12 protein-coding genes are annotated in these 13,609 nt (G+C 30.6%); 2 read left to right on the forward strand and 10 right to left on the reverse strand.

The genetic code is table 11. From position 1 onward, the window contains the following. Together ACKOWY_RS01245 and ACKOWY_RS01250 are read right to left on the reverse strand one after the other, a co-directional pair. The coding region (locus tag ACKOWY_RS01245; protein ID WP_408939622.1) for a UDP-glucuronic acid decarboxylase family protein at positions 1–889 on the reverse strand (889 nt) is incomplete at its 3' end. A 1-nt stretch (position 890) separates the two neighbouring features. Continuing rightward, the gene (locus ACKOWY_RS01250) at positions 891–2,207 is read right to left on the reverse strand and encodes an O-antigen ligase family protein (RefSeq protein WP_408939623.1); all 1,317 of its coding nucleotides are present in this window, start codon (positions 2,205–2,207) and stop codon (positions 891–893) included. A gap of 188 nt (positions 2,208–2,395) precedes the next feature. Here ACKOWY_RS01250 and gmd point away from each other — a divergent pair, with 188 nt between their 5' ends. Continuing rightward, entirely contained in the window at positions 2,396–3,451 is a 1,056-nt protein-coding gene (gene gmd / locus ACKOWY_RS01255) for a GDP-mannose 4,6-dehydratase (protein WP_408939624.1), read from the forward strand. A gap of 1 nt (position 3,452) precedes the next feature. Continuing rightward, on the forward strand, positions 3,453–4,493 hold the full coding sequence (locus ACKOWY_RS01260; RefSeq protein ID WP_408939625.1) for a GDP-L-fucose synthase family protein: 1,041 nt from the start codon (positions 3,453–3,455) through the stop codon (positions 4,491–4,493). A gap of 9 nt (positions 4,494–4,502) precedes the next feature. On the opposite strand, the gene ACKOWY_RS01265 is transcribed toward ACKOWY_RS01260, so the two are convergent. The 8 genes from ACKOWY_RS01265 to rfbC all read right to left on the reverse strand — a co-directional run bounded on the left by ACKOWY_RS01265 (position 4,503) and on the right by rfbC (position 13,607). Further along, on the reverse strand, positions 4,503–5,237 hold the full coding sequence (locus ACKOWY_RS01265; protein ID WP_408939626.1) for a class I SAM-dependent methyltransferase: 735 nt from the start codon (positions 5,235–5,237) through the stop codon (positions 4,503–4,505). 4 nt (positions 5,238–5,241) lie between these two features. Beyond that, positions 5,242–6,363 (reverse strand): glycosyltransferase, encoded by a 1,122-nt coding sequence (locus tag ACKOWY_RS01270; protein ID WP_408939627.1) that lies wholly within the window; start codon positions 6,361–6,363, stop codon positions 5,242–5,244. Next, positions 6,364–7,461, reverse strand: a complete 1,098-nt coding sequence (locus tag ACKOWY_RS01275; RefSeq protein WP_408939628.1) for an O-antigen ligase family protein — start codon at positions 7,459–7,461, stop codon at positions 6,364–6,366. 163 nt (positions 7,462–7,624) lie between these two features. Further along, a complete protein-coding gene (locus tag ACKOWY_RS01280) occupies positions 7,625–8,683 on the reverse strand; it encodes a hypothetical protein (protein ID WP_408939629.1) in 1,059 nt (352 codons plus the stop codon). 10 nt (positions 8,684–8,693) lie between these two features. Continuing rightward, positions 8,694–10,040: an MATE family efflux transporter gene (locus ACKOWY_RS01285; protein WP_408939630.1), complete on the reverse strand. Its 1,347-nt coding sequence runs from the start codon at positions 10,038–10,040 to the stop codon at positions 8,694–8,696. Next, a complete protein-coding gene (locus ACKOWY_RS01290; RefSeq protein WP_408939631.1) occupies positions 10,041–12,179 on the reverse strand; it encodes an OstA-like protein in 2,139 nt (712 codons plus the stop codon). It abuts the gene before it with no gap. Between the two features lie 16 nt (positions 12,180–12,195). After that, entirely contained in the window at positions 12,196–13,062 is an 867-nt protein-coding gene (gene rfbD, locus ACKOWY_RS01295) for a dTDP-4-dehydrorhamnose reductase (protein WP_408939632.1), read from the reverse strand. After that, complete coding sequence (gene rfbC / locus ACKOWY_RS01300) at positions 13,056–13,607, reverse strand: dTDP-4-dehydrorhamnose 3,5-epimerase (RefSeq protein ID WP_408939633.1); 552 nt, start codon at positions 13,605–13,607, stop codon at positions 13,056–13,058. Before rfbC ends, rfbD begins: the two co-directional genes overlap by 7 nt. Between the last annotated feature and the right edge of the window lie 2 nt (positions 13,608–13,609).

Consider the following 13,609-nt stretch of genomic DNA (forward strand, 5'->3'; position numbering starts at 1 on the left):
CCTCTCTTGAAACTTTTGCTGTCCATCCTACAATTTCTTTGGCTTTGGTAATGTCCGGTTGGCGCTGTAACGGATCGTTTATTGGCAAAGGATGATAAACTACTTTTTGATTTGTTCCTGTCAATTTTATAATTTCTTCTGCAAAATCTTTGATGGTAATCTCATCCGGGCTACCAATATTTACAGGGTAAATGTAATCGGAATGAAGTAATCTGAAAATGCCTTCCACTTGATCGGTAATATAGCAAAATGAGCGCGTTTGACTTCCATCGCCAAAGATAGTGAGGTCTTCTCCTCTCAATGCTTGTCCGATAAATGCCGGAATTACTCGGCCGTCATTAAGCCGCATTCTAGGACCATAGGTGTTGAAAATCCTGACGATTCTTGTTTCCACACCATGAAAAGTATGATATGCCATTGTTATAGATTCTTGAAAACGTTTTGCCTCATCATATACTCCTCTAGGGCCTATGGTGTTTACGTTTCCATAATATTCTTCTGTTTGTGGATGAATTAATGGATCTCCATAAACTTCTGAAGTCGATGCGATAAGTATTCTTGCTTTTTTAACTCGAGCTAATCCTAATAGATTGTGCGTCCCTAAGGATCCTACTTTTAGAGTTTGGATTGGAATTTTTAAATAATCAATTGGACTAGCTGGAGATGCAAAATGCAAAATGTAGTCTAATTTACCAGGAACATGAACAAACTTAGTAATATCATGATGATAAAATTCAAAGTTTTCTAACTTAAATAAATGTTCAATGTTCTTTAAATCTCCGGTTATTAGATTGTCCATTCCTATGACAAAATAACCTTCTTTTATAAATCGATCACAAAGATGAGAACCTAGAAAACCTGCGGCACCAGTAATTAATATTCTTTTCATGCTAAAGGGTGTTATCTCTGTGTTTAAATGAATAATTAAAATTAAACAAACAATAGAGAATGATAAAAAATACGATTCCTCTTTGTCTGCAAAAAAATGACTCTGACAAAAATAACAATATCATCGTGATTGCAAAAGCAATATGTAGAAAATCTTTTTTTTGGATTCCGTTAAAAAGATTTAAAAACAACATCACTATTAGAACCAATAATCCAAAAACTCCTATTTCAGCAAGCGATTGAATGTATTGATTGTGAAAATTATATTCACCGTATTCTTTATTTAAATTATGCACTAGGGCTTTGTTTCTTATTGCTTCTTGAGAAGCTTCCAATCCAAGTCCGGTAAAGAAAGTTGGCGATTCTTGTTGTATTTCTTTATATACTCTTATTTGATAAACTCTTAATGCAGTTCCAGGAAAAAAATCTGTTTGATTGAAAGATTTATTTTTCCAGGCTTCAGCCACACTTACATTGTGAATTGATGTTGAATCAATTGCATTGTTTTTACTACTAATATTATCGACAAATGCAGTTTCAAATTCTAAAAAAAAGCGCTCTTTAACTTCTTTAACGAAAAAAATAGAGAAAAATAAAAATAATGAAACCGCAAAGATGGTTAGCGCCTTTGTGCCATGAGATATTTTGGCATAAAAAGCATAAAAACAAATAATAATAACAAAATCAATTGTAATTATACTTTTTGAAGAAAGTAAAAAAATGAATGTCGAAATTAGGATTAATGCTATTTTATCAATGTTATTTTTTTTCTTTAACTGAACAAAATAAAATAATGCAAAGGAAGCGAAAACCGACATGTATATTGCTCCAGGATCATCAGGAACAAGGTTTTTATTAAAGAAACTTTCTCTGTTTTGACTGTGATAATAATTCAAACAGGCGTTCGCAAAATACATAACTGCATAGAACAGCATTCCGAAACTGTAAAATCTAAAAATATTGTTTTTAGATTCTTCTAATATTTTTGGTATGATAATAAATACCGCCGGAATAACTATAAATGACAGTGATTTTTGAAGCCCAGAAAGTGAGTCATTTAAATTATTGGTCCAAAACAAAGAAAGAGCCATAACGATGAAAAATAAAAAAGGCATAAAGACCGATTTTTCATAGTTTATTTTCTGGCGTTTATTTAGTACGATTCCAATTAGTACAAATCCAATGGTGGCGATGCTTACAAATGTATTTTCAAGCGGTAAGGTTATTAAAATTAAAGTAATTAATAGCTTTAATAAGTCCTGTGGGTTAGTAATAACGTTAGTTGGAAAACCAAAAAAAGCCGTTTTATTGATGCCCATTTATTTAATTTTTATTAGTTACAAAAATATACTTATTGTTGGAAACACAACATTTATTTGAAAAAATGTTTCTTATATATTTTACTTGTTATTATCTAAAATTCTAACCCATTAGATCTATTGTTTTTTATTGGATTCCTTATGTTATTCATAAAAACTCTATATTTGTTTCCTGAAATTTTATAAACATGAAAACAGCTTTAATTACTGGAATTAACGGTCAAGATGGTTCCTATTTAGCAGAATTATTATTAGAAAAGGGGTACTTTGTTCATGGTATTATTAGAAGAAGTTCTACTTTTAATACCGAGCGTATTGAGCATTTATACATTGAATCCTTGATTAAAGATCTTCATTTGAAGCAACAAATAAAACTGCACTATGGAGATATGACCGATTCAACGAATTTGATTCGATTAATTCAGCAAATAAAGCCGGATGAAATTTATAATCTTGCGGCCCAGTCTCATGTGAAGGTTTCTTTTGAATTGCCCGAATATACCGCTGAGACAGACGGTATTGGAACATTACGCTTATTAGAGGCAATCCGAATATGTGGCTTAGAACAAAAAACCAAAATATATCAAGCTTCAACTTCTGAGCTTTATGGAAAAGTGCAAGAAATTCCGCAAACAGAAACGACGCCTTTCTATCCAAGAAGTCCTTATGGAGTAGCAAAAATTTATGCCTTTTGGATTACAAAAAACTACAGAGAATCCTATAATATTTTTGCCGTAAACGGAATTCTTTTCAATCACGAATCTGAGCGAAGAGGAGAAACGTTTGTTACAAGAAAAATTACTTTGGCAGTAGCGCGAATAAAAAATGGATTACAAGAAAAACTATATCTAGGAAACCTCAATTCTCTAAGAGATTGGGGGTATGCAAAAGACTATGTAGAATGCATGTGGTTAATGCTACAACAGGATAAACCAGAAGATTATGTGATTGCAACTGGTGAGCAACATTCGGTAAGAGAGTTTTGTGAATTGGCTTTTAAAGAAGTTGGAATTTCTATTAAATGGGAAGAAGAAAATGAGAATGAAAAGGGAATTTGCAGTGAAACAGGAAAGGTTTTAATAGAAGTGGATCCAAATTATTACAGACCTGCGGAAGTGGAAACCTTACTAGGAAATCCAAACAAAGCGAAAACTCAATTAGGTTGGAATCCTACAAAAACCTCATTTGAAGAACTTGTAAAAATCATGGTAACCCATGATTTAGAATACGTAAAAAGAAAATAGTTTGGAAAAAACAGCTAAAATATTTGTTGCTGGGCACAATGGCTTAGTTGGAAGTGCGCTAGTTAAAAACCTTCAAGGAAAAGGGTTTGTGAACATTATCACTCGAACTCGGCAAGAACTAGACTTAACAAACACTTTAGAGGTTGCCACTTTTTTTGCTTCAGAAAAACCACAATATGTTTTTTTAGCTGCGGCTAAAGTTGGTGGAATTGTTGCAAATAATACCTATCGGGCGGATTTCATCTATGAAAATCTGATGATTCAAAACAATATTATTCACCAAAGCTATATTCATGGAGTAAAAAAATTACTTTTTTTAGGGAGCACTTGTATTTATCCTAAAAATTGTCCCCAACCCATGAAAGAAGACTATTTGTTGACCGATGAGTTGGAATACACCAATGAACCTTATGCCATTGCAAAAATAGCGGGAATAAAGATGTGTGAAAGTTATAATATTCAGTACAAAACCAACTTTATTTCGGTGATGCCGACTAATTTATATGGTCCAAATGACAACTTTGATTTAGAAAAGTCCCACGTGTTACCGGCGTTATTACGAAAAGTACATTTAGCAAAATTACTTTCGGAAAATAATATAGAAGCCCTTTTATTAGATTTAAAAGTGAACACTATTGAGGACGCAAAAATACCATTGGATCGATACAAAATTTCAAAAAACAATGTTGAAATATGGGGAAGTGGTGCTCCAATGAGAGAATTTTTATGGTCTGAAGATATGGCTGATGCGTGTGTTTTTATCATGGAAAATCGAAACTTTGAAGATTGTTACACCAATCCAAGTCACATCATAAATACTCACATTAATATTGGAACCGGAATAGATATCTCCATCAAAGACTTGGCTTATTTAATTAAAGATATAGTTGGATATAACGGGGACTTTGTTTTCAATACCGAAAAACCTGACGGCACCTTAAAAAAACTGACTGATTGCAGTAAATTAAATAGTTTGGGCTGGAAACACAAAATTGAATTAGCTGAAGGAATTGAAAAACTCTATCGCTGGTATTTAAAATAAGAGGATTGATTAATTTATATTTTTAATCTTTTTTATTACAAATACGTTATTAAAATAAGCCGTCTTATCTGAAGGTAAAATAAAGCTAAAGAATATTCCTAAGGTATTAAAAGTAACCATAAATGGAACTAATAATAGCTGTTTCAGGGCAAATTTTGGAATGATATTCTTAAAATAATTTATAGCAAACTGAAAAACAACTTCTATTTGGTTTCCAGTTTTGTGTTTTTGAACAACTTCAAATCCGTGTTTTTGGTAAAGGTATTCTAATGCCGGAGTAGTATATCTAGCAAAATCATAGGGCATTTCGTGCTCTTCCCACATAAATGGAGTGGTAATTAAAGCATGACCTTCCATTTTTAACACCCTATTGAATTCGATTAATATTTCTTCAATATTAAAAACATGCTCCAATACTTCTGTGCTTAAAATAGAGTCGAACATTTGATCCTTAAAAGGAATTGTTTTTCCGTCATAAAAAAAATCAACATTTTTTTGACTTTCTTCTCTTCCCTCAATTTTAAAATCAACTCCTGTGTAGCTATCAACGTTTAGAATTAGTTTTTTATAGGGCTTTGTACCGCATCCAAAATCTAATAAAGAACCACTTAAATAATTATTATACTTAACAATCGCTTTTCGAATGCTTTTTCGAATCAGAAAATTATTGTTAATAAAAAAGCTTATTATAGTTGGATGAAACTTTTCGTTCTGAATAATCCTTTTTAATCGCTTTATTATCATTGTTTTATCTATTTAATGATGCAATATAGATATTTTCTAAATTCTTTATGTTTTTTTCTACATTATATTTTTGTAAAAATTCATTTCTTGAATTATCAGAGAAAGTGTTTCTGACCTCTTTGTTGTCCAATAAATGAAGAATTTTGTCTTTAAACTCAGTACTATTTTGATTTTTTATTACATAACCATTATACCCATCAATTATTAAATCTCTATTTCCATCGCTATCGGTTACAACACAAGGTGTAGATAACGCAAGACTTTCTATAATTGAGTAAGGTAATCCTTCATATCTAGCAGTTGATATATATATTTTAGACTCTTTAATGATATTAAAAACATCGGTGCGTTTGGTCCAGTTTAATAAAGTAACTTTTTCGGTTAAATTGTAATTTTTAATCTTTTCTTGAACCTCTTCGAGTTTGTCTGAATGAAAGCCTACCCCCATTATTACAAGATGTACCTCTTTGATTTTATTTACTTCATGTAAAACATCAATCATTAACTCAATGTTTTTTTGATAGGATGGTCGGCCAACGGTGCAAATGTATTCTTCTGGCCATGTTTTTTCTATGGATAAGTCTTCTATTTTTTTAATATCAACTATTGAATTATTATATAAAAGCGCTTTTTCTTTTTTGAAAATTTTATTGTTTACCCCTCTTTCTTTTTCTGAATTTGATGAAGCTAATAAATACGAGTATTTATTTGTAAATAATCTCTCAATAAACAAATAAATTTTTCTTTTCAAATTATTTTCAGTGCTTAAAAAAGAGAATGCTTGAGGAGTATAAAACACTTTTGTTTTGAATAATAAGCCCATTAATCTGCCGATAATCCCTCCTTTAGCGCTATGTGCATGAATAATATCTGGGCGTTCTTTTTTTAATATCTTGTAAGTTTGAATTATTGCTATTAGATCATTAATAATATTTATTTCTCTGTATATGGAGGTTTTATACGACTTCAAAATTGTATTGTTTTGGTCTCTAAAATCAACATCGGTATCCTTTATTCCGTGAATTATTATATTTTCAAACTCTTCTGAATTAATGTTTTCAGTAATTAATCTTAATGAAACATCTACCCCTCCAACAGAATGTAATATATGAGCAACCTTAATCATTTAGGTGTTTTTTAAATTATTAATTTTCATTTTTTGCAGGTATAAGCAAGCAAAAATAGTCAACCAAAATCCGCTAAAAACAATACCATCAAAACGAATTAAAAAATCATCGGTTAGGTTGCTTGTAAAAAACAAAAAGAAGAAAGCAACTAGTATTGGTTCATGGGTTTTTAATCCAAAATATAAAAAGGAAAAAATGTAACCAATTGTTACTATTAATCCGATAAATCCAAACTTTAATAAAAAATCAATGTATTGATTGTGGGTGGCAAATTTATATTTTGTTAAAAATTTTTGATTTGTTTTTTTATAATATTTCACTAATTCGTTTCTGCCGTCTGATGATCCTGTGCCAAAAGGAAGTTCTTTGTAAGAAAGTTCAAGGGCCGATTTCCATATTGATACTCTTGTTACTAAAGAGCTGTAAACGGCTACCTCAGGATGATCAATTTCGTCTAGCCTTCCTACTTTATCCATATGAGCAAAAGCAATACTAGAAAATTTTTCTTTTAGATAAGAGTCCTTTTTCAAGAAAACAATAGAAAGGAGACTAATAAAAAGTACTGTTATAGAAGTATTGATTAAAAGCTTGGCTACATTTTCTTTATTTTTTAATTGATAAAAAACTACTATAATACACCCAATTGCCGTGTCCATTATCGCCATTCTTGTATTGATGAAGAGCAATAAAAAAATAGAGGTTAGAAAGATAAAGAAATATAGATATTTTGTGGCTCCGTTTTCCTTCTTTATAAAAATATAAAAGTTAATTATTGATACGAAAGCCATGTGCATATTCAATGCTGGGGCGTGCATGCCTAAAGTTTTGGAAAACACATACCCCATTTCCCACAAATGAATTCCGTTAAGGTATTTATTAAAATACTCGGGGTAAACTATTGTAAACCTTAAGAAAAAGAACAAAACAATTACCGTTGTGGAAATAGAATATATTTTTAATAATCTATAAAAATTAATCTCTTTATAATTACCTAAAATAAAAAGTGGAAAAATTAATAATGATACCGTTTTTTCTAGTGTTTTAACACCTAAATAATACGAATCGTTATTCCAGAAAAAAACAAGTTCTAATAACAACGGCGAAGCTATTAATGCTGTTATTAAAAGATTCTCTTTTTTAACTTTTATTTGTTTATAAAAACAAAGGCTAAATACAGAAAACAAGACGATTAACCAGGTACACGGAATTCTAAATAGGAAGGTTAATGGGATGCTTATTAAAAAAAAGTCAAGTCCTTTTTTATATATTTTTTCTGAAATAGTCATAGTATAAAACATAATAAATTAAAGGAAAAACACCTATTTTATGTCGAACCGCCGAACCAAGATCTGGTTCGAAAAGCCCTTGAATAATAAAGTATGAAAAGACAATTAACAAGAGCCATAATTCGTCTTTATTTTTATTCTTTTCTTTAAGGCATCGCGCTAATCGAACTAATAAAATGTAAAATAGTAACAACTGCCAAATTATAAATGAAATAATTTGAGGCGACATAATGTGTTTAAATCCTTCTATTACCGGTATGTTGATTTCAAAAAAGCCATAAACAATCCCAACCGTTTCCCCATACCATGTGTTTGTGCTTATTGGTGAAACAATAGCCGAATTGTTGTCTTTTGTTCGTTCTGCATTTAAAGCCTCTCTATTGCTCTCCGACATGTATTTCCCTTTTACGATTCCGTGTGATATAGAAAGGAAAATTATAATTATGATACCATAAAAAATCGAACTCGTTGTTTTGTTTTTAAAATTAAACTTTGTTATGTAATACATTCCTATTGATATGATAGGGATTAATGCATAATAGGTTCTAAAAAAAGAACCAAAAAACAATAGCAACAACATGCTACAGATTACTTTTCTTGTAGTTGTCCAATTCGATTTTAAAAAAATAAACGGAATTAAGGAAATATAGGTGAAATTAATAAACTCTTTTGATGGCATTGAAAGAAAAATAGCCATTAAAAAAATGCTTATGTAAACCAAAATATTTTTTACTGTTATTTTATGAAAATTGGAGGGGATCCCAATTCTATATAAAAGATAAGAACAGATTGGAAATTGAATTAATGCAATAATAAAAAAGGGGAAATATTTTAGTTTTGTTATCGAATAAAACATCATGGTAAATGGATAACTACCTATCCAGCCTATTTCATGATATTTATCGAAAATAATAATTACAGTGTCATTAAAATAGCGCTCTGGTAAAAATGAAAATGCTAAAGCCGATATCACTAAATTTATACTAAAAAGTGATAAAAACCAAAGTTCATTTTTTTTAATAAAATTACCCATAGCGTTTCTATTAATTTAAAAAAACAATTATTCTGTCTTTTTTATAAATTATAATTGTTGCAAGTAAATTCCAATAAAACATACTCGCTACATAGGAAAATGCAGCGCCGTTCATTCCATAAATTGGAATTAAAGTTCTATTTAAAGTAAAGTTAAGAAGAACTGCAGAAATAAGGATGTATTGAAAAATGTTTTGTCTTCCGGTCATATTTAAATAAACCTGAACACTGCCAAAAATAGAACATATTCCTTGCCCAACCATCAATATTATTAAAGGTTCTTTTACTACTAAATATTTTTCTCCAAAAAATCCTAAAATGTATGTGGAGAAGAAACAAAAAAACAATACGGTAGGAATGGATATTAGAAATATCATTCGGGCACTGTTTTTCATGGTTTTAATTAATTCATTTCTATTATCAGAAAAAAATTGCTCTGCTATTTTTGGGGAAATAGTAATATTAACGGAGTTCATAACCACTAGAAGAAGAGTCATTAATTTAACCGCTAGAGCATAATAGGCAACTTCCTCGTTTCCTTTAAATTTTTTTAAAAACATCACATCAAAACTCATCAATAAGAAAATAGCCAACGTACTTATCGCTATTGGATAGGATTTTTTAAAGATAAATTGGTAGGTGTTGGTTTCGTCATGTTCTTTGGAAGCTGAGACAAAGTGGCTCTTTTTAAAAATAGAAAATATCTTGAAAGTCGTAAATAATGATAAAAAGAAAAATCCAATTAAAAATGAATCTACTAAATAGGATTCTTTATGAATATTAAACAAAATTATTGACCCAATGATTACCGAAGCATATTTGAAAGTGTTTCGGTATAATTCTGCAATATAAACGCGCTCTAAAGCCCTTAATACTTCGGTGTTGAATAAGGTCATGCTGTAAAAAAATAAAAGCGCTGTCGCTTTTATTATGATGTTATAAATTACGCCGTCATTTAAAAAAGAATTAATAATTTCTTTTCCAATTACTACTAATAACAATAAACTAATAACAGAAGTTAAAAGAATTAATAAAAACATTTTGATGTAAATTCCTTTCAGCTCGTATAGTCTGTTCTTGCTTTTTAACATTCCTGTAAAATATAAAATAGACTGGTCTGTTCCTAAAATACAGATGCTTCCGAGTACTAATAAATACGTTCTAATGAAATCGTATTGACCAATAATTTTAGGATCGTAATTTTTGGTTAAAAAAAGTGTGAAGCCAAAAAGTGTAACCACCCCAATAATCCTTAAAATCATTGTATTAATGCTTTGCATCATGAATTCATTCTTATTAAATTTTTTAATAAAAGTGAACAGGTTATTTAAGTAGGTTTTATTTGTATTGATCTCCATTTATTCTTTTTCGTTTCCCGTATACAATCCGCCATCATAACTGCCAAATTGCATGGTTTTCCAGTCCCATAATACTTGATTGATTCTGACTTGTTTTCTGTATTTTGGATTATTCTTTTTTAATTTATTTAAAGATTCCGAATCGGATGGAAACAGGAATTTCCCATTTTTAGCAAATAATTCCATTCCGTTTCGATCAATAATTATGCGATCATTGTATAACGAAAAAATTTCTTGGTACGTTAGTTTTTCTTTGGAGGGAAATTCGATAGATTCTAGTTCTTCAAGTCCTGTAAATATACCTCCGTCATATTTCTTTCCAGGCATCGTCTTCCAGTCCCAAAGCAACTGATTAATTTGAACTTCATCACTTAATTTTGGATGCATTTTCTTATAAACATTATACGAATTATTGTCTTTTGGAAATTTAAATTTAAAATTTCTAACCAATAATTTTGTGCCGTTTTTATCAACTACAATTCTGTTGTTGTATTTTTTAAATAGCGCTTCATAAAAGTTGTCTCCACTAATATGGTCTTCTAATTTATTTTTTTCTGCAGCTTGATCGAGTTGTTCCTGTTCAAATTTCTTATTGCTTTCTGAAACAATTTTCTTGTCTAACTCTACTTCATCTGGAGGATAAATATCGTCTTTGGTTTTTATTCGTTCGTCACCTCGCCATACAAATCCTTTTAATTTTCGAGCGTTTTCTGGAAGTTCTGCTTCCGGATAAATATCTCCATCAACGGCGTCAAAAAAAGTAATCGTATCTACTTTGCTTTTATCGTCCATTGTCATGTTGATTCGGCTACTCACATTTTTATTAATTCCTATGAGTTCGTTTTTATCATTTCGCATAAAATAAACTACCTCCGTGTTTTTTACTACATCGGCTTCATAAAGTTTGTTGTCTTTAAATTTTCCGTAAAGATTAACCCCTTTTATTTGATTGAATCCCGTGCCTATAGTATCTTTTGAAATAATAAAAGTGTTTTTTAATATTTTAAGCGAATCCAATTTTTCAGTATCGTTGTTTCCAACTAAATGCATAATATCTCCCGTCATTTGACTTTCAAAATTCCAAAGAATTGGCTTTCCAATAAGTTTGGTAAGCGCTGCTTTTTGATCTGAATGAATGGAATCACACTTGCCGCTTAAGTCCGTTTTAAAAAAACGAACATTATGATATCCGGTAACTTTTCGTTCGCCAATTTTCCCTGTTACAATTATTTTTTTAGCATGAATAAACATAGAATCTTTTTCTATTAGGTATCTAACAGAAGCATGTTTTGTAATGTATAAGGAGTCTTTGTTTTTATATACTTCGCCATAATGCCCTTTAATTATGGCTTTATTTATAGAGTCTGTAATTTTAACATTGTTGGTTCCGGAGGCAAATTCCCGCTTTCGGTCGTAGTATAAACTGTCTCCTTCTATTAATCGCTCTTTGTACTTTATATAAGATTTCTTTTTGAAGTTACCGATGTTCTTTTTACTGTTGTAATATCCGTTTTCGGTATAAATAAAATTATCTTTTCCGGTAATTGTAGAGGGTCCTTTTAAATAAGAATCCCCTTGGGTGGTATAATAATCCAGATGATTTGATTTTATAGTATACTCAGGGTTTGTTAGTACTACAGAGGTCAAAAACTGGTATTTCTTTTCTTTAATATAATACCTCCCCGACTTGCTTTTTAAGGTGTTCTTTTTGTTTACAATTGTAGCATTTGAATTAAAATAAGCTTCCTGAATGTTTCGATCTAAATAGATTGTATCCGTAGTCATCGTAGATTCGGGCGAAGTCATGATTACATTTCCCGAGGCGAATGCCTTTTTTATGTTTCCATTATATTCGGCATACTTACTATTTAAATATAAAGTGTCTCCCTGTACCATTTGTACCTCGCCAAAAGCTTTAATGTAGTTTTCAATTTGAAAATAATAAGCTTTATTACAGGTCATTACTACGCCGTCATGTCGTACTCTTACATTTCCGGTTAGCAACAAAGCGTCTGGAACTTCATTTTGATTTATATCAGAAAAATCAGCGTTTTCAACAATAATTTTGCTCGTTTTTTGAGCACAAACTATTGTGAAATTTAAAATTAGTACGACTAAATAAAGTAGCTTTTTCTTCAAGGATAATGATTGTTTATTATTTATTGGAATAGTTTTTTTCTAAGCTATCTTCCCAACAACCTATTATAACGCAAAAAACCGATTTTATTTTACTTTTATCTAAAACACTTTGTGCGGGTCTTTTTGCCGGTGTAGGATAACTTGTTGTTGGAATGGGAATTAAGTGAATTTTACTATTATTTATTTCAAATATTTTTTTTGCAAAATCATACCAAGAGCATTGTCCTTCGTTACTGAAATTATAAATTCCAAAAAGCGATTGATCATTTGGTTGTTGACTATGTTTCTTGCAAATTTGTATTATTACATCGGCTAAATCAATGGCGTTGGTTGGCGTTCCTATTTGATCATTTACCACAGAAATAGTATCTCTCTCGGAAGCCAAACGCAACATCGTTTTCATAAAATTAGCCCCAAACTGCGAATAAACCCATGAGGTTCTTATAATAAAATACTGATTTAATATTTCTTGTATTGCTTTTTCTCCTTCCCATTTTGTCTTACCATAAACACCTGTAGGGTTTGGAATATCGAGTTCGGTATACGGTTTATTTTGACTGCCATCAAAAACAAAATCGGTAGAAATATGAAGGAGAACAGTGTTAAAATCTTTACAGGTTTCGGCAATGTTTTTAGCGCCAATACCATTTGTTAAATGCGCTTTTTCGGGTTCACTTTCGGCTTTATCAACGGCGGTATATGCAGCAGCGTTAATACAATAATTGGGTTTGTATTTATGAAATACTTCCTCACAATTTTTTTTATTAGTAATGTCTAATTCGGATGAGGCACAAAAAACAAAATTTATTTCAGGATAATTACCAGAAATAAATTTTATTGCTTGCCCTAGTTGACCGTTAGCGCCTGTTACTAATACTACCATACTTTTTTGGCGTTTTCAAAAGTAGGAAGGTTTTGGTCCTTCTCTGAAATAATCATTTCGTGAATTGGGAATTGCCAATCAATATTCAGCGTTGTGTCATTATATATAATTCCGCCTTCACTTTCTTTATTGTAAAAATTATCGCACTTATAAAAAAAAGTTGCCGTTTCGCTTAATACCAAAAAACCATGTGCAAATCCTCTTGGGATAAAAAATTGTTTTTGATTTTCTCCCGAAAGTAATTCCGAAACATAGTGCCCGTAAGTGCTAGAATTAGGACGAATATCCACCGCTACATCCAATACTTCTCCTTGAAGTACACGCACTAATTTTGCTTGAGCATGATCACCAGTTTGATAATGAAAACCGCGCAATACTCCTTTACTTGAAAAAGATTGATTGTCTTGAACAAAAACTATTTTTTTGCCAATTCCATTTTGGAAAGCATTTTCATTAAAAGTTTCCATGAAATAGCCTCTTGAATCTTGGATTATTTTTGGCTCAATAACAAAGCATCCTTCTAATTTGGTAGAAATAAAATTCATGG

It is taken from the genome of Flavobacterium sp., assembly GCF_046073885.1.
In the GTDB taxonomy this organism is placed as follows: Bacteria; Bacteroidota; Bacteroidia; order Flavobacteriales; family Flavobacteriaceae; genus Flavobacterium.